Raw genomic sequence first — 18203 nt, forward strand, 5'->3', positions numbered from 1 at the left:
CAGGACTTTTACAATTTTGTATGGTAAAATTGCTATCCTGAAAACCGATGCTTTTAGGCAGATTCTGGTTTTGGTAGCGAAGACGGAAGGACTAACAATTCGGCAGTCGATCGCTTCTCGACCATTTCCTTAGTAATCGTACACCGCGTCACATCCTTGCGCGACGGCAACTCGTACATCACATCCAACATCAACTCTTCGACAATTCCCCGCAGCGCCCGCGCTCCAGTTTTGCGACGGTAGGCTTCCTGGGCGATCGCCCGAATTGCATCCGACTCAAAATCCAACTGCACACTATCCATCTTTAGCAGCTTTTGGTACTGCTTCACCAAAGCATTGCGCGGCTCAGTCAAAATCGCCATCAGCGTCGCCTCATCCAGCGGATCTAAAACCGCAGCCACCGGCACCCGCCCGATAAACTCTGGAATCATCCCATATTTTACCAAATCGTCTGGTTCCAGTTGCCTGAGGACATCGGCGGCCCGCTTTTCCTTCGGCACAGCTTCTCCCGGCTGAATAAAACCCATTGACTTTTTACCAGTTCTCTGCTCGATCACTTTGTCCAGGCCGACAAAAGCGCCCCCGCAAATAAACATGATATTGCTGGTATCAATTTGGATGCAGTCTTGATAGGGATGCTTGCGGCCGCCTTGGGGTGGTACATTGGCGATCGTCCCCTCAAGCATTTTCAGTAGCGCCTGCTGCACCCCTTCTCCAGAGACATCCCGCGTAATCGAAGGATTTTCGCTTTTCCGGGCAATTTTGTCAATTTCATCAATATAAATAATTCCGCGCTGCGCCTCTTCCACATCCATATCTGCCACTTGCAGCAGTCGCAGCAAAATATTTTCCACATCTTCCCCGACATAGCCCGCTTCCGTCAGAGTCGTCGCGTCAGCCACCGCAAACGGCACGTCCAACATATCCGCCAAAGTCTGAGCGAGCAGCGTTTTACCGCAGCCCGTCGGCCCGATTAACAAAATATTCGATTTTTGCAGTTCTACTTCTTCTGGTGGGTGCTTGCCGCTATTTTTGGCATGGATAAAGCTGAGGCGCTTGTAGTGGTTGTAAACCGCCACCGAGAGGACTTTTTTCGCCTCTTCTTGACCGATCGCATTTTCGTCGAGATAATTTTTAATTTCCCTCGGCTTGGGAATTTGGCTCATCGAGATACTTTTGCCCGAGGTAGCGCGGCGCTTTTGAGTAGTTTCCTGTTTCGGAACCGCCGCCGCCGCGGGCACAGCACTGGAATCAAACAACTCCTCATCTAAAATTTCATTGCACAAGTCAACGCATTCGTCGCAGATATAGACCCCTGGGCCTGCGATTAACTTGCGAACTTGCTCTTGAGACTTGCCACAAAACGAACATTTTAGATGGGAGTCGTACTTAGACATAACAGCCTCTTATTTCAGTGCAGTGACGTTTTCTCCCGCAGCCGGAAGGTTTTCTTTTTCGATCACTCGATCGACCAAACCGTAATCTTTGGCTTCTTCGGCGGACATAAAAAAGTCGCGCTCTGTATCAGCCTCTAATTTGTCGATCGGTTGACCTGTGTGATGCCCTAGCAGTTCATTCAGCTTACGCTTATGATACAGGATTTCCTTGGCTTGAATCTCAATATCAACTGCTTGACCTTGAGCGCCTCCGAGCGGTTGGTGGATCATAATCCGCGAACTCGGAAGAGACATCCGCTTCCCGTGAGCTCCTGCTGTTAGCAGAAATGCGCCCATACTCGCTGCTAAACCGTAACAAATCGTCACCACATCTGGTCGAATTTGCTGCATCGTATCATAAATTGCCATGCCTGCTGTCACCGAGCCACCGGGGGAATTGATGTACATTTGGACATCTTTTTCTGGATCTTCGGCATCTAAATACAATAGCTGAGCTACGATCGAGTCAGCCACTTCGTCGGTGACGGGAGTTCCTAAAAACACGATTCTATCCCGCAGCAAGCGCGAGTAAATGTCAAATGCCCGCTCGCCCATCCCCGACTGTTCTAGTACCATCGGCACTACATTGCTGGGACTAGAGCTGACATCAAAATCGTTATAGCTCGTAATTAGGTAATTGGAAGATTGAGATACAACCATAAGACACCAGTCAAGGATTATAGACAATTTGCTGCTGTTGAAAGCTTTAAATTAAGCTGCCAGCTTCTAACTATTATGCCTTGTCTTAACCCAGATGGGGGGGAATGGGAGTGAATGGGTGCGTGAGATTGCTTTCTAACTTGCAAAGCTGGCGTGACTCGCCGCGCTCTGAGGGTAAATAAGTTAAAACACTTACTTACAAATTATCGCTTCTTGGTTCTGGGGGGTTGATTTCTGGGCAGACTAGACTAATCCCAACAAATTTGTTCGGCGCTTGCAGTCAGCATAAGGTGCGCAGTGCGCACCCTACACTTGTAGTTTTTGGTAGCCAACCTCTAGTTTTACTCTTCGCCTACAACTTCCACGTCGATAGTGCTCGTGGCTGCTTCTTCAGAAATTTCAGCGTCCTCTTCTGCTTCTTCTGCTTTGGGAGTCAGAGAGCCTTCAGGTACGAGTTCAATTGTCCCTTTTTCCTCCAACCATTTCAGAGTTTTTTGTTTGAGCAAGTCTTCTCCTACAAATTCCCGCAACTTTTCAGGGTCAAAATTTCCTTTAGGAAACTGCTTTCTGACTTTTGCCACTTCTGCTGCTACTTCTGCTGGTTCAACAGATAAGGATTCCAGCTTAGCTACTTCTGCCAGAGCTAGAGTTTGTTTGAGCCTCTCTAATGCTTCGGGACGAGAGCGTTCCCGCATCGGCCCCATATTTTCTTCGGTAAACAGTTGGTTGATATCTATGCCATAATTTTTCAATTGCATGGCTTGTTGGTTCAGCAAATAATCGATTTCGCGATCGAGCATTGTTTGGGGAACTTCTACCTCTATTAGCTGCACCAGTGCTGCTGATATAGCTTTTTCCTTATTAGCTGATAGCTTGTTTTCTTGCTCTGTTTTAAACCGAGTTTCCAGGGATTCGCGCAGTTCGGCTAAAGTTTCAAATTCGCTAACTTCTTGGGCGAAGTCGTCGTCCAACTCCGGCAATTCCTTTTCCTTAATTTCTTTCAGAGTAATTGTAAAGACTGCTGGTTTTCCAGCCAATTCTTCACTGCTATACTCATCAGGGAACTGGACAGAAACTTCTCTAGTTTCTCCCGAATTCATCCCAATCATGCCTTGGATGAAGCCCGGTACAAACTGATTTTCCGACAATTCTACTTGAAAGTCTTCGGCATCGCCGCCGGGAATTTCTGCGGGAGTTTCGCCTTCGGGTGCTTCGGCAAATTTACCGGAAAAATCAACCAAAGCCACGTCTCCCAACTGAGCGGGCCGGCCTTCTACGGGGATTAAAGTCGCTTTGTCCGATCGATATTTTGCCAGTACCTCATCCACCTGAGCTTCATCATACTTAACTTCTTCTGCTTGAAGCTGCAAGCCGGTGTACTGCCCCATTTTCACTTCTGGTTCTACATCAACCTTAGCCGAAAAAGTCAGAGGCTGTTCTGGATCGAACTTTTCTAGCAACTCTTCAAATTCGGTGCGCAGTTCAAAACTGCCAATTGCCGGAATTTTTTCTTGTTCGAGAGCTTTTTGCAGGGAATCATTAATCAAATTTTCCAAAGCCGTCGCCTTCAAGCGAGTCTGGCCTAGGCGCTGTAGCAAAATTTGGCGGGGAACTTTGCCTTTGCGGAACCCAGGAATATTGACCTCGCGAGCGAATTGTTTAATTACCTGCTCGTAAGCTTGTTTTGACTTTTCTGATGGGACTTCGATTTCCAGACCAATTTGACTGGCTGGAAGTTTTTCCTGGGTTACTTTCATCGGCTTTTTTTGGGATATTTAACAATAGTGATAAAATACATACAAATCTAACTTTGCCTGCATTTTATTTTTGTACGCTTTGACTTGTAACGGCACAACTACAATCACCTCTACTGGATCAGAGTGTAAGTCATAACCAGCTACTTTTTGGGATCTTGCCAAATAGTTCTAGTTTGAGGATACTGGCTTTTGCTGCTAATAATGTGGAGGTTAAGTCCACCAATTGCCGATGCACCATAGCATATATCGCCGCCTGATGTCAATGTTTTTGGCTGCGTGGCCAGTCAAAGTCAATGGATGCGTCTGCTAAAGTGGAGATATATCAGCAGCTAACCGGATGCGGATTAGGCGCGGGCGATTTTCTTCGTTGATGAGCCTCCCGTAGGCGCGGGCTTTCATAAGAGATCGCTTCGCTAACGCTAACGGCAAAAGATGCTAAACTAGGATTGGTGGCGATCGACCGCTGTGGCTAACTGCACCCTTGCCATCTGCATCGCGCCCCGATGTCGCATAAGATTAATTGAGTTTGATATTTAGTATTGCGGTTATTTAAATTTTAGATTTCGATGTTTAGACTTTAATTTTTGGAGGAAACTAATTTGTCTCAATCCTATCGAGTTGCCATTTTAGGAGCTACCGGCGCAGTCGGTGCCGAGTTGCTAGAACTATTGCACAGCCGGAGTTTTCCGATTTCTAACTTGAAGCTGCTGGCTTCGGAACGTTCAGCAGGTACAAAATTGCCTTTCGGCGACGAGATGCTGCCAGTTGAAGCAGTGTCCGAGCGATCGTTCGATAATGTAGATCTAGTGCTAGCCTCAGCCGGCGGCTCTACTTCTAAATTCTGGGCTCCGAAAGCGGTGGCCGCCGGGGCCGTGGTAATCGACAATTCCAGCGCTTTCCGCATGGATGCGACCGTACCGCTAGTGGTTCCCGAAGTCAATCCCCAAGCGGCGGCAGCTCACCGAGGTATCATTGCTAATCCCAACTGCACGACGATTTTGATGGCAGTTGCCGTTTGGCCTCTGCACAAAGTTAAACCAGTCAAGCGCATAGTTGTAGCGACTTACCAGTCTGCCAGCGGCGCGGGCGCAAGGGCTATGGAGGAAATGAAAGATCAAGCTAGAGCAATTTTGGCAGGGGAAATTCCCAAAACCGAGATTTTTCCCTACCCCTTGGCTTTTAACTTGTTTCCGCACAATACACCGATTAACGATTTGGGGTATTGTGAGGAAGAGATGAAAATGGTGAACGAAACTCGGAAGATTTTTGGTACGGACGAGATGAGAATTAGTGCGACTTGCGTGCGGGTTCCCGTACTCCGCGCCCATTCCGAGGCGATTAACCTGGAGTTTGCAGAGCCTTTTAGCCCGATCGACGCTAGGGAAATCTTAAAACAGGCGATCGGCGTTAAGCTGGTAGAAGACTGGCAAGCTAATTATTTCCCGATGCCCGCCGAGGCTAGCGGTAAGGATGAAGTGCTAGTCGGCAGGATTCGCCAAGATATTTCTCACCCCTGCGGGTTGGAGATTTGGCTGTGCGGCGATCAAATTCGCAAAGGGGCGGCTTTAAATGCGGTGCAGATAGCCGAGTTGCTCGCAGACAAAGATTTGCTGCGAATCCCAGCGCAGGCGGCTTCTATTTAGCGGGAAGCTGGCAATACGGTAATTGAAATGAAGATTTTAGATAAACCTTTCATCTGAAATCAAAAATTTAAAATCAAAAATCAACAGTCTAAAATCGGAGAAAGTGTGGTAAAGTTTGGACGGGTTCTGACTGCAATGATTACGCCGTTTAAAGAAGACGGCAGTGTTAACTATGCGGTAGCAGAACAATTGGCAGTTCATTTAGCCGATCGCGGTACGGATAGCTTGGTAGTGTGCGGAACTACGGGCGAATCTCCCACTATGAGCTGGGATGAAGAGTACCAATTATTTCAGGTGGTACAAAAGGCAGTTGCCGGTAAAGCTTTGGTAATCGCAGGAGCCGGATCGAATTCGACCTCAGAAGCAATCGAAGCTACGCAAAAAGCAGCTAAACTAGGGTTAGACGGCTGTTTGCAGGTGGTTCCTTATTACAACAAGCCACCGCAAGAAGGTTTGTACAATCATTTTCGGGCGATCGCGCAATCTGCTCCAGAATTGCCTATAATGTTATATAACATCCCCGGTCGCACAGGCCAAAATATGTTGCCGGAGACAGTAGCTCGATTGGCAGAAATCCCCAACATTGTGGCAGTCAAAGAAGCAAGTGGCAACCTAGATCAAGCAAGTCAAATTCGGTGCTTGACATCACCTGAATTTGCGATCTATTCTGGAGATGATTCCCTAACTTTGCCCATGTTGGCGGTAGGAGGATCTGGTGTAGTTAGCGTAGCCAGCCATCTGGTAGGAGAGCAACTGCAACAGATGATCAAAGCTTTCGAGGCCGGTCAAGTTCAAGTCGCTACCCAGATTCACTTGCAACTTTTTGACCTGTTTAAAGCTCTTTTTCTCACCACAAATCCCATTCCCGTTAAGGCAGCTCTTAAACTTCAAGGCTGGGATGTAGGTTCCACCCGTCCGCCCCTGTGCGCTCCGCCCGTTGAGGTAACTCAAAAGTTAAAGGACGTACTGAGTCAGCTAGCCACAGTATCTGCTAGCTAGATAGGCGAGAACGAGTTTTCAGACAACTGAATATTGGTTGTAATGAGTCATTAGTCATTAATCATCAGTCATCAGTCATTAACTGTTAGTAATTACCTAATGGTGATAGACCAAAGACTGAAGATTAAGGACTGAAGGCAAAAGACAACTGACTGTACGGGTATAGAAAAACCCGCCGGGGAGTTTTCCATAAATATTTGGAAAATAATCGCCCTACGAACGAAAGACGAAAGACGAAAGACAACAGACAAATAACAAAAACAACTAACAAAGGATACGCATGATCAAAAATACAACTGCACAAGTTCTAAAAGTTATTCCCCTCGGCGGGCTGCACGAAATCGGCAAAAACACTTGTGTGTTCGAGTACGGCGACGAAATAATTCTTTTAGATGCAGGTTTAGCTTTCCCCACAGATGGAATGCACGGTGTAAATATTGTCCTCCCAGACATGACTTACCTGCGGGAAAACAGCCACAAAATTCAAGGTATGATAGTGACTCACGGTCACGAAGACCACATCGGTGGCATCCCTTACCACCTCAAGCAATTTGAAATTCCAGTCATCTACGGCCCGCGTTTGGCGATGGCCTTGCTCGCTGGAAAATTGGAAGAAGCCGGAGTATCTCACCGCACTGAATTGAGAACAGTTCGACCACGGGATATGGTCAGAATTGGTAAGCATTTCTTAGTCGAATACATCCGCAACACTCACTCGATGGCCGACAGTTTCACTGTGGCAATTCACACTCCCGTCGGAATTATTATTCACACTGGAGACTTTAAAATTGACCACACTCCTGTAGACGGCGAGCATTTTGATTTGCAAAAGCTGGCTGAGTACGGCGAAAGAGGCGTGCTGTGTTTGATCAGCGATTCTACTAACTCGGAAGTTCCTGGTTTTACCGCTTCAGAACGTTCTGTCGCTCCGAATTTAGACAGAATTATCGCTCAAGCAACGGGACGGGTACTGCTGACGACTTTTGCTTCGTCGGTACACCGATTGCAAATTGTTTTGGACTTGGCTAAGAAAAACAATCGGTATGTCGGAGTGGTTGGCCGCTCGATGCTGAACGTCATCGCTCACTGTCGCAATCTTGGCTACATCAAATGCGAAGATAGTATTTTCAAACCGCTGAAAGAAATCCGCAATTTGCCCGAAGACAAGGTTTTGATTTTGACTACGGGTTCGCAAGGTGAACCGATGGCGGCGATGACTCGGATTGCTAACGGCGAACATCACGAACTGAAAATCAGAAAAGGTGATACAGTCATTTTCTCGGCTAATCCGATTCCGGGAAATACGATCGCAGTGGTAAATACGATCGACAAACTGATGATGCTGGGTGCAAACGTGGTTTACGGCCGCGACAAAGGCATTCACGTTTCCGGGCACGGCTGTCAGGAAGACCAAAAGTTAATGATTAACATGACTCGTCCCAAGTTCTTCTTGCCGGTACACGGGGAACATCGGATGCTGGTTCAGCACTCCAAGACGGCTCAAAGCATGGGCATTCCCGCGAGCAATATGGTGATTATTGACAACGGCGATGTCGTAGAATTAACTGAAAATTCGATGCGACTTGGTACTAAAGTACCTTCAGGAATTGAATTGGTAGACTCTTCTCGATCGGGCGTAGTGAAGGCAAACGTCCTCAAAGAACGTCAACAGTTGGCTGGAGATGGCGCGGTGACAGTAGCTGCGGCGTTAAATGCAGAAGGTAAGTTAGTTGCTACGCCGCAAATACACTTGAAAGGTGTAGTCACATCAGCCGATCGCGAACTGCTACAACAATCGATCACACAAACGATTGAGACTATTTTAGGCGATCGTTGGTCAGAATTTGTCAGACCTTCAACAACTGCCGAATCAGGAGTTGATGTGGACTGGGTTGGAGTGCAAACGCAAATAGAACGGGCAATTCAGCGGGTACTGCGTCGGGAACTTCAAAGCAATCCCATGCTAGTATTCCTGATGCAAATTCCCGAAGGAGCATTATTTGTCCAATGGGAAAAAGCAGCAGTAGCTCCAGGTTCTTTAGAAGCACCCAAGCTATTAGGCCCATCATCGCCATCATCGAAATCAGCACCAGAGGCAGCGCCAGCGCCTGTTCCTGCTAATGCAGTAACCGGTCGTCGTCGCCCCCGGACAGCAGCAAAAGTTGCTTCCGTAGTTTCCTAGAATTAACAATTCCTGGCCAAGCCAGGGATTTGTTTCTCAACCGCAGATGAACGCAAATAAACGCAGATAGTAATTAATTAATTCTATCTGCGTTCATCTTTGTTTATCGGCCACCATCTGCGGTTGCAAAATTAATCAACCACCAGCAACTGCTGGAACAATACTAACTTCATCACCATCTTGGAGTGCTGTTCCTGTCCCATCCAAAAAGCGGATATCTTCGCTGTTGACGTAGAAGTTCAGGAATCTGCGGGGTTCTCCCTTTTCATCGCACAGGCTTTTTTTGATGCCGGGACAATTTGTTTCCAGGGATTCAATCAGTTCGGAAATATTGCCGCCGCCGCATTCGATGGTGGCTTGATTGTTGGTAAATTTTTGCAGGGGAGTGGGAATTAAAACTTTGACGGTCATTTTTTAGTCCTTAGTCAGTAGTCAGTAGTCAGTAGTCCGTTGTCCTTAGTCAGTAGTCCTTGGTCAGTTGTCCTTAGTCAGTAGTCCTTAGTCAGTAGTCCTTAGTCAGTTGTCAGTTTTCGGTTGTTAGCAGTCAGTTGTCATCACTCAAGAGCTTAACAACTAATGACCAATGACTAATGACTAATGACTAATGACTAATGACCAATGACTAAGGACTAATAATTAAACCGAAGCTTGTTGCCATTCTAAGCGTTCGAGGGTGCGGGCGCGTTCTAGGGCGCGCTCGAAGGCTTCGAGTTTGGGTTCGAGGGTGATGGGTTCGCCGATGTAGCCTTGGACGGCTTCCTGAGTCTTCAAGCCGTTGCCGGTGATGTAGGCGACGGTGGTTTCGTCGGGATTGATTTTACCTGCTTCTACGAGTTTCTTCAAGACTGCGATCGTGGTGCCGCCTGCGGTTTCTGTGAAGATGCCTTCAGTTTCTGCTAGTAGTTTCATGCCTTCGATGATTTCGGTGTCGCTGACGGATTCGATGTTGCCGTTGGTTTTGCGGGCGACTTCCAAGGCGTACATACCGTCTGCTGGATTGCCGATCGCGATCGATTTAGCAATTGTATTCGGTTTGACTGGTGTTACGAAATCGCGACCTTCGCGGAATGCTTGGGCGATGGGGGAACAACCGTCAGCTTGAGCACCGCTGAACCGGACTTTCTTGTCATCAACTAAACCGACTTCGATGAATTCATTAAAGCCTTTGTAGATTTTTGTGAACAAAGAGCCGGAAGCGAGGGGGGCGACGATGTGATCGGGCAATTGCCAGCCTAGTTGTTCAGCAACTTCGTAGCCGAGGGTTTTCGAGCCTTCGGAATAGTAGGGACGCAAGTTGATGTTGACAAATCCCCAGCCGTGTGTATTGGCGACTTCGCAACAGAGGCGGTTAACTTGGTCGTAGTTGCCGTGAACTGACATGACAGTTGGATTGTAAATCAGAGTTCCGAGGACTTTACCAGCTTCTAAGTCGGAGGGGATGAAGACTACGCAGTCGAGACCGGCGTGGGCGGCGATCGCAGCGGTGGAGTTAGCTAAGTTGCCAGTGCTGGCACAGGATACCGTTGTGAAACCCAATTCTCTCGCTCTACTGAGGGCGACTGACACCACTCTGTCTTTAAAGCTAAGAGTGGGCATATTGACGGCATCGTTTTTGATGTAAAGATTTTTTAGACCGAGGCGGCGCGCCAAGCGGTGGGATTTTACTAAAGGAGTCATCCCCGTGCCAACATCGATGACGTTATCTGTAGCGACTGGTAAGAATGCGCGGTAGCGCCAAATCGAGTTAGGGCCGGCTTCGATGGTTTGGCGAGTAACTGTGCGGCGGATTGCTTCGTAGTCGTACTTGACCTCAAGCGGGCCAAAACAGCAATCGCAGACGTGCTTGGCTTGGAGTTCGTACTCTTCGCCGCATTCTTTACATTTGAGGGCTGTGAAGGTGGCTGCTGTGGATTGTGTTCTGGTGGCCTGGGTCATAGCTCAACTCTCTAGTTTTGCGATGTTTTCTAATTCTTAAGGACACATTAGCACGGTGGATTTACCCCGTCAACCATACCCGACTTTTTTAGTCGGGATTGATTTTGCAGCAGTATTTTGTCCGAAACGGCAGGTAGTTGGATAGTCCTCAATTTCTTTCTGAGAGACGTTTCTAGGCTCTGCAGAACAGTGTTGGTTCAGAGGGAAAATTTCTTGTTTAACCGAACTCAAGAATGATTTGCCGAAAAAACTATTTCAAAACTTTATAAAGTTTTTTTGCTGGGTGACTCAAAACGACAAACTACAGGGTTGAGGCGCGGGGGCCGAGAAACCGGGTTTCTACGAGATTTTGAGGTTGATTCACGAGAATATAGGAAGAAACCCGGTTTCTGAATCTTACGGCGGGGGCCGAGAAACCGGGTTTCTACGAGATTTTGGGTTGATTCACGAGAATATAGGAAGAAACCCGGTTTCTGGAGGTCAGCGCGTCTACGAAATTTGGGGTTTACTAACGAGAATACAGGCTTCCCCCTCTCCCCCTCTCCCCCTCTCCCCCTCTCCCCCTCTGCTTACCCACCGCTGACGGGGGGGATGAGTACAACTTCGTCGCCGTCTTGGAGGATGGTGTCGGGGGAGACGAATTCTAGGTTGAGGCCGAAGCGGGTGCGCGTGCGCCACTGTTCTAATTGAGGATATTGGGCGATCGAGCTTTCGAGCACTTCAGATACTGGGGTTTCGGGAGGAAATTCTAGTGTAAGTTCTGAAACGCCGTAGGCTTCACTGAAGGCGGCGAATAGTTTAACGGTGATGGTAATCGAAGAGTTAGACACGGCTGTTTTGTGCGATCGACAGTTGGGCAATTATTAACTAAACCATATAATTAATTGAGAATTACGCGCGCCGAGGCTTAGAATTGAAAGCGGCAATCTCTAGTTGAGTTTGGCGCGATCGGGTAAAACGTAACTAGAGATTGCAGTAGAAAGTCCGAACAGCATTTTATTTATAGCGATCGATCTCACCAACCAGGCTTCATAAGTAGTTGTCATTCACTTAGATGCAGATAGCGAAGGTCTAGTTGGCTGCTGTTTAGGCTACTGCCAAACTATTTTTTCAGGATACGGTATAGATACTTTCCCGTAATTGTGGGAGAGTACAATGATCGCACAAAATTTAGTGAGCAACAACGCAGATAACGCCCAGCTAACCTGCTGCTGCCCGACTAAAAATCTGGTCGTCAAGTCCATCTGGGAATTCCCGAAGCTTTGCCCCGATACGCAAACGTGCCGTTCGATCTAAAAATAATAGTCAAGTTAACGCGATCGAGATATTTATGGCAAATAACGATTTTAAAGTGCTGCAAATTATTGAAGCTAAAGGCTGGTATGCCTTTGGGAGTACGAAGCAAAGCCAGCACATTGAGAGGTGGGTAAGACCTGTGGTGTGTTGGGTTTTAATAGAAGACAAAAAAAAGCGGCGGATTGTGACTGCTACCGCTAGCTATCAGATCCAGATTGACGACAAAGAAGTCGAGTTTTTTGCCCACGAAAGCGAAATTCAAGATATCGAGAGTCTCCCGAAGTCTGTCTCTGTCTCGGAATTTCTGAAAACAGAAGATTGAGAGAAGAGCCAGAAGGAGAGCGTTTAACAAGTTATTAATTTTTTCTTAGTAATTCCTTAAACTTGCTGCCGGATTCTATTTCAATTGCAGGCAGAACCTCCCTAATTGAGGAGAGGGGCAGATGGGGAGAGAGGAGAATGTATACTTTTGTCTTGCTTTCTGCATCTCTAGCCGCAAGTCTTCCAACCCCAAAAAATAAAGAAGCCGGAAGATTGCGGGCAATGCCAACACGCTTCCGACCTTTGCTAAATAACAGGGTATGCATATGTTTCTAAAGTATGGCAGGGAAGCCTTCTAGATATCAAGAGGACTATTGCAATCACCCACAGAAATTTATTAAACTTGGTGGCGGATGCTTTTTCAATTCGAGGAGAAACCACTCTAATTCAAGAGAGGGGAGTTGAGAAGATAGGGAGAATTTATACTTTTGCCTTGCCTTCTGCATCAGAATGCCGAAGGTCTAAAGTAGCAAAAAAAATAAAGAGGCCGGAAGATTGCAGGCAATGCCAACACGCTTCCGACCTTGCTGAATAACAGGGTATGCATATGTTTTTAAAGTATGGCAGCCAGGTCTTCTAGATATCAAGAGGACTATTGCAATAACCCACTTTTGCTTTCAGGTTGTGTTTGCAAGGTTCATACCATTTTAGACTGAAAATTTGAATATTGAGAGCGGCTGATGGTTACAGGTTAAGGATTATAGCTGTTTTTGTGTAGCGGGTGCTACAAAAAATGGGCGCTTGCCGATCGTAAGCGAAGCAGGCCGAAGGTATCGCCCATTCTTCCCTAATTATTTGCCGCTACAAAATCAAACCCCACTAGCAACAGGTTCAGGCTTTGACAGCCGCATCCGCCCCCCCAGCAGCGCCATCCGCACACCGCCCGCTGGCCCTAAAGTCACCCCTCGGCGTTTGGCCTGTACCGGCTTTTTCTCGGCCAATACTAAGTCGAAATCGCGCAAAATGGTTGCCACCACCAGTTTCATCTCCAACTGCGCCAGCGCTAAGCCGATACAGCGACGACTACCGCCCCCAAACGGCAAATACTCGTAAGGCGAGAATTGCCTCTCCAAAAACCGTTCCGGCTTAAATTGCTGCGGTTCTGGATACAAATCCTCCCGCCTGTGGGTTAAATAAATGGAGCCGAAAACCACCGTACCCGGTTCGAGTTGATATCCCATCAGTTCCACGGGCTCCCGCACTACTCGCGGAAACGTCAGCATTCCCACGGGATAAATTCTGAGTGTTTCTTGACAAACCGCACTCAGGTACGGCAACCGGGAAATCTCCATCGGGTCGGGATTTTCGCCCAAACTGTCCAATTCTTGCAGCAGTTTCTGGCGCACTGAGGGCAAACTGTGAATCCAGTAAAATGCCCAAGCTAAAGCAGTTGCTGTGGTTTCGTGGCCTACAAACAACAGCGTCATCAACTCGTCGCGCAATTCTTCATTAGTCATCGGTTCGCCGTTTTCGTCGCGGGCGGCCATCATTAAGCTGAGAATGTCGGTGCGGTTGCTGTCTGGTTGCTGTCTGCGTTCTGCTATTTCCGCGTCCATCAGTTCCTGAATTTTCCGCTGCTTTTGTTTCATCCGTCCCCAAGGACTCCAAGCGCCCCAATCTTGCTGCATCCAGGACAGAAATAGCATACTCGATCGCAGCGGAGAGCCGGTCATATCGAGAATTGAAGCCAGCAGCGGGGACAGTTGCTGCAACCGCGGCCCTTCATCCAAGCCGAAGACTACTTGCAAAATTACCCGCATGGTGATTTCCTGCATGGCGGTGCGGGCGACAAAAGGTCGATCGACATTCCACTTACTGGCAACATCTTGAGTAATATCGCAAATTTGCTGGCCGTAGTTGCGCATCCGTTCCCCGTGAAAGGGCGGCATCAATAATTGGCGCTGGCGTTTGTGCTTTTCTCCAGAGATCACAATCATCGATTGTTCTCCCAGCACCGGTTTGAGAATACCGTTGATATCACCTGGGGCGTCAAGCGCTTTGCTGTTGAGCATTTCCTGGATCGCTTGGGGGTTGTGGATCATCACGAATGGTTCAAGGTTGCCCCATCGAATCGTGAAAATCTCCCCATACTTTTTGGCACTTACATCCATGTACGTAAGTGGATCGCCGATCCATTGAATTAGTTGCACGAAGCGGGGGGTTTTGGGGCCGTCAGGTAGAGTCATAAAAATTGTGGTGCTGTTAGAGGACGCGGATAACATCCATAGGGATCTTGCAGAAAGCGGGTTATACGCTCTCCCATAATTTTAAGAGATTATTCTCGAACGGTGCTTACAATGTCCTGTCCAAGCTCTGTAAAACGCACTGTTTTGATTTGCCAAGGAGCATAACTGGTTAAGGTTTGGCGCACGCCCCCGAACAAACCTAACATCTGACAACTTGACAAATTTTGCAATTTTTGCCGGGAATTCCCGGAAGCCCGTAAATCTACGGTAGCGATTCCAAGGTTGCGATCGATTTTAAGCCGATAACCAACTAAACCCAGACTAGCGAAAATCTCCTGCTTTAACACTTCATTAACGACGGATGACATTAACTGATTGTCGGGGCCTGTTACTGTTTCCGGGTTCAGAGTTTGACAGAGATTGTTTACTTTATAAACTTTAACGGTGACAGTATTTTGTGATGTTACTCCACTGGCTAAAACAGGAGAAATAAAGTTAGAAGGCTGTGCTGCTTGAGCCGATCGAGTCTGAAGTTGATTTCCCGTTAGCTGTAAGTCTCCGAATTGACCGGTGCTAGTTTGGGATTGGCTCTGGTTTGCGGTTAAGTTCGCTGCATCATAGCTGGAACAACTGCTACTGCCCATCAAAATTAATCCAGCGGCTAAATACCCTAAATTTTTGCAGATACTGTTCATAGTTTTTAATACTCAACTCCACGTCTGTGCGTGGAGGGTGAATTTTGCTGGTAGAAAGCACTTACTCCCTGATTACACTCACTTATGAGTATTTCCCGGCATCCGCAATACTAGACTTCTTGGATAAGTTCTCGATCGATACATAAACCGCAGATGAAAAGCAGATAAACACACTCTAGAGCAGATAATTTCAGATAATTTGTGAATCCGTGCCAGAGATATACGTAGATGAAAAAAAAGTTAAAAGTTATCATTAATACCTGGCTTTTAGTGTGGTATCACGTAAACGGGTAAGGCACTTTATGCGTGCAACGCTGCTGCCGGCTGGGTATCCGATCGGATTAAGCTCGTAACGCTAGATTGCCAGTCAGATCGAATAACCTATCAGCGGTGTGATGTAGCGTTGCAAATCGCTCGATCGCGTCCGATTTAAACAGCTTTTTTCCGGTTGGCGAAACCTTGACCTTGATTAGTAGTAATGAGGACATATTTTCGACGGTTGCGCGCATTTTACGAGGGCTTAGGAGTGGCATAACTGGGCTTTCGGTGCAGTTACAGAACAAAATCCGCCTTAAAAATCCCTGATGACTCGGCGTTTGAAACCTCGACTGTACAAGCTTTCATCCGTCGAGACGGACTAAGAAATAAAGCGGGTATTTAAGCCGGATTTGGTATTGCAAACGTGCAAGTCGCGAACAACATAATTTAGCAGCCAGCCTCTGGCGCATTCAGGGTGCGATCGCAATATTTGGTGATTTTTCTACCGAATTCCATCAAAAATAGTGAGAACATCATCATGAAACAGCAATTATTGACGAAGGTTTTGGCGGCAAGCGCGATCGCCCTCAGCAGCCTGACAGTGCCTTTTGAGCCTAGTTACGGCTGGAGTTCACCCAGGGAAAAGGGATTTTCGTGCAGCGCCGTCAGCGGCGCACCGGTGACGGTGTACCAAAACTCTCAAGGTGCGGTAGAGCCTTGGATTGAGTGGAGTTCGGATTATTTTTCCGGTTCTGGCTACAATCCACAAACTCGGTGCCAATTAGTCAGCCAGCGCCTAGAAATCTATCGCCGCAACCGGGTGCTCAAGTACATTACAGCAGGCCGGATGAACGGCCAAAACGTCATCTGCACGGCGAATCAAGTCAACGGTTTGTGTCAAAATTTGATTTATACTCTCAGACCAGGCCAAGACCCGATCGGCTCTTTATATAATTTGTTAGCTTGGCGTCAAGGATATGTCGGGATGCCGTCTTTTGATGAAACCCGTAACATTCCTTACATTGACGTGAGGCAAAAACTAGGGGAAAGCACGGATGATGGGGCGCAATAGCCAATTTTTTCGCCATCCTCCAGCCTTGCTTAATGGTTGGGCAATTTTCAATGTTGAATTATCTGCGTCGATCAGTGTTTGTACGTTGGAAATCTACGGTTAACAGATCGATCGCAGTTCCCACATCAACCGCTGGGAATTGCCAGGAGGCTGGGCGATGTTGGGTTCCCCCTGGCGGTGGGACAGTCGTCGCCGGATTCCCTGCCAGTGCTGAGGTGTGGGCAGTAGCGCGGGATTTTTTAGAGTTGCTGCTGCCAAAATCTTTTTGTCAAGGCTATAGCTTGCGGTATACAAATAACGTTAAAATTGCCATGAACCGCCGCCGGATTTTTAATGGCAAAGGTTTCTTGGTTGCAATTAACGATCGGGGCAGCGATCGACATCCCGGTTTTGAGGTCTATACTTTTGAATATGGAAGCGCGCCGACGCGAGAATTATTGGAAAAAATGGTTAAATCCAGTTGGGGAATTCCGATCGGTATATATTTGCAGTTCGTCTCGTCATGTCTGGGGAGTTAGCGATGAATTTGTGGAGTTCGCGGTTCGGGGCGCTGACAATCATCTTGACCGGTGCAATAACGGCGATAGCAATTGTCGGCCAACAATATGCTGCTTGTGCCAAAACAGCAGAAGAAATTGCCCAAGTAGCAATGTTGAGCACCGTAGAAGTTAATAATACGCTGGGTTTTGCTACTAGCGGTTCGGGAGTAATTATTGCGAAACAAGGCAATATTTACACCGTTCTGACGGCGAATCACGTTGTTGCCAGCCTCGCTCAAGAATACAGCATTCGCACTCATTTGGAAAAAAACTATAGAGCAATCAGAATACAGCGTCTGCCGAAAAGCGATCGCGATATAGACTTAGCTCTGATCCAGTTTTACAGCCGAGACAATTATCCAGTAGCGCCAATTGGCGAATCAAAACGTGCTGTAGTCGGTTCTACTATTTATGTTGCTGGCTATCCACTGCCCATCGCTTCTTGGTATGAAAGAAAACTCGAATTTACTGCTGGTATTGTTTCTTCTCGTCTCGATCGCGCATCATCGGGGTACGGACTGCGGTATCAAGCAGTCACCAGGCGCGGCATGAGCGGCGGGCCTGTATTTGATGCTGATGGCACTGTTGTGGGAATTCACGGTCAGGGTGATACTGTTGGTACGGTGATCAGCCAGTGGAACGGTCAGATTGAGGAAATTAAAACTGGGTTGAATGCAGCAATCCCGATCGATTCTTTGATGGCGTTGCGATCGCAAACCTTACCTAACGGGTTTGATATTCTCAGCAATATTTCGATCCAGCGCGGCTACAGTCAAACTCAATCGAATCTGGGGCCAGGAGGCTTTGTCTGCGATACCTCCACCGGCGAACCGATGACGGTTTATCAAAATCCGCAAGGGTTTAGGGAGCCTTGGATTCGCTGGAATTCTAATTTCTTTTCGGATTCTGGCTACGATCCTCTGACTCGCTGCAAACAAGTGACTCAGCGCCTGGAAAATTACAGCCGCAACAAACAGCTAAATTATGTCACTGTCGGCACAGTCAACAATCAGAAAGTGATTTGCACCACCAGCCGCGTTAACGGGCCGTGCGAAGGTTTGATCTACACGCTGCGCCGCGATCAAGATCCTGCTCCTGCACTCAGCAGTTTCTTTGTGTGGCTGGGGAATCAGAAGGCTAGACCTTCTCTGTTTGAAAGCGGCACTCCGATTTATATTAATGTTAGGGAACGGCTCGATTTAGATGTTGGCGAAGAACCCTAAT

General features: G+C 47.5%; 15 protein-coding genes. 7 read left to right on the plus strand and 8 right to left on the minus strand.

Annotated features, from left to right (window positions below; genetic code table 11):
* Window positions 1-53 precede the first annotated feature (53 nt).
* From clpX to tig, 3 genes are all read right to left on the minus strand, one after another.
* Window positions 54-1397: an ATP-dependent protease ATP-binding subunit ClpX gene (gene clpX, locus QUB52_RS18315; protein ID WP_332968763.1), complete on the minus strand. Its 1344-nt coding sequence runs from the start codon at window positions 1395-1397 to the stop codon at window positions 54-56.
* A 9-nt stretch (window positions 1398-1406) separates the two neighbouring features.
* Window positions 1407-2096, minus strand: coding sequence for an ATP-dependent Clp endopeptidase proteolytic subunit ClpP (clpP, locus tag QUB52_RS18320; RefSeq protein WP_265238504.1), 690 nt, complete (start codon window positions 2094-2096; stop codon window positions 1407-1409).
* Window positions 2097-2437: 341 nt separating this feature from the next.
* A complete protein-coding gene (gene tig, locus QUB52_RS18325; protein ID WP_332968761.1) occupies window positions 2438-3853 on the minus strand; it encodes a trigger factor in 1416 nt (471 codons plus the stop codon).
* Window positions 3854-4452: 599 nt separating this feature from the next.
* On the opposite strand from tig, the gene QUB52_RS18330 reads away from it, so the two are divergent.
* The 3 genes from QUB52_RS18330 to QUB52_RS18340 all read left to right on the plus strand — a co-directional run bounded on the left by QUB52_RS18330 (window position 4453) and on the right by QUB52_RS18340 (window position 8677).
* Entirely contained in the window at window positions 4453-5496 is a 1044-nt protein-coding gene (locus QUB52_RS18330) for an aspartate-semialdehyde dehydrogenase (RefSeq protein WP_332974307.1), read from the plus strand.
* A gap of 105 nt (window positions 5497-5601) precedes the next feature.
* Window positions 5602-6495, plus strand: coding sequence for a 4-hydroxy-tetrahydrodipicolinate synthase (gene dapA / locus QUB52_RS18335; RefSeq protein WP_265238510.1), 894 nt, complete (start codon window positions 5602-5604; stop codon window positions 6493-6495).
* A gap of 280 nt (window positions 6496-6775) precedes the next feature.
* Window positions 6776-8677, plus strand: a complete 1902-nt coding sequence (locus QUB52_RS18340; protein ID WP_332974305.1) for a ribonuclease J — start codon at window positions 6776-6778, stop codon at window positions 8675-8677.
* Between the two features lie 135 nt (window positions 8678-8812).
* On the opposite strand, the gene QUB52_RS18345 is transcribed toward QUB52_RS18340, so the two are convergent.
* From QUB52_RS18345 to QUB52_RS18355, 3 genes are all read right to left on the minus strand, one after another.
* The gene (locus tag QUB52_RS18345; protein ID WP_265238514.1) at window positions 8813-9088 is read right to left on the minus strand and encodes a MoaD/ThiS family protein; all 276 of its coding nucleotides are present in this window, start codon (window positions 9086-9088) and stop codon (window positions 8813-8815) included.
* Between the two features lie 225 nt (window positions 9089-9313).
* Window positions 9314-10612, minus strand: a complete 1299-nt coding sequence (gene thrC / locus QUB52_RS18350; RefSeq protein ID WP_265238515.1) for a threonine synthase — start codon at window positions 10610-10612, stop codon at window positions 9314-9316.
* Between the two features lie 569 nt (window positions 10613-11181).
* Window positions 11182-11442 (minus strand): MoaD/ThiS family protein, encoded by a 261-nt coding sequence (locus QUB52_RS18355; RefSeq protein WP_265238517.1) that lies wholly within the window; start codon window positions 11440-11442, stop codon window positions 11182-11184.
* A gap of 500 nt (window positions 11443-11942) precedes the next feature.
* Here QUB52_RS18355 and QUB52_RS18360 point away from each other — a divergent pair, with 500 nt between their 5' ends.
* Window positions 11943-12230, plus strand: a complete 288-nt coding sequence (locus QUB52_RS18360) for a hypothetical protein (protein WP_265238519.1) — start codon at window positions 11943-11945, stop codon at window positions 12228-12230.
* A gap of 808 nt (window positions 12231-13038) precedes the next feature.
* Here the strand turns inward: QUB52_RS18360 and QUB52_RS18365 are convergent.
* On the minus strand, window positions 13039-14415 hold the full coding sequence (locus QUB52_RS18365; RefSeq protein ID WP_332974303.1) for a cytochrome P450: 1377 nt from the start codon (window positions 14413-14415) through the stop codon (window positions 13039-13041).
* Window positions 14416-14504: 89 nt separating this feature from the next.
* Complete coding sequence (locus QUB52_RS18370; RefSeq protein ID WP_332974301.1) at window positions 14505-15110, minus strand: hypothetical protein; 606 nt, start codon at window positions 15108-15110, stop codon at window positions 14505-14507.
* Window positions 15111-15906: 796 nt separating this feature from the next.
* Here QUB52_RS18370 and QUB52_RS18375 point away from each other — a divergent pair.
* Genes QUB52_RS18375 through QUB52_RS18385 form a run of 3 tightly spaced genes read left to right on the plus strand, consistent with a single transcriptional unit; the run spans window position 15907 to window position 18202 of the window.
* On the plus strand, window positions 15907-16440 hold the full coding sequence (locus QUB52_RS18375) for a COP23 domain-containing protein (RefSeq protein WP_265238523.1): 534 nt from the start codon (window positions 15907-15909) through the stop codon (window positions 16438-16440).
* A gap of 50 nt (window positions 16441-16490) precedes the next feature.
* Window positions 16491-16958, plus strand: a complete 468-nt coding sequence (locus QUB52_RS18380; RefSeq protein WP_332974300.1) for a hypothetical protein — start codon at window positions 16491-16493, stop codon at window positions 16956-16958.
* On the plus strand, window positions 16943-18202 hold the full coding sequence (locus tag QUB52_RS18385) for a COP23 domain-containing protein (protein ID WP_332974299.1): 1260 nt from the start codon (window positions 16943-16945) through the stop codon (window positions 18200-18202). The genes QUB52_RS18380 and QUB52_RS18385 overlap by 16 nt, the downstream gene beginning before the upstream one ends.
* The last annotated feature ends 1 nt before the right edge of the window (window position 18203 follow it).

The organism is Microcoleus sp. A6-C6, from assembly GCF_036705955.1.
Classification (GTDB): Bacteria; Cyanobacteriota; Cyanobacteriia; order Cyanobacteriales; family Microcoleaceae; genus Microcoleus.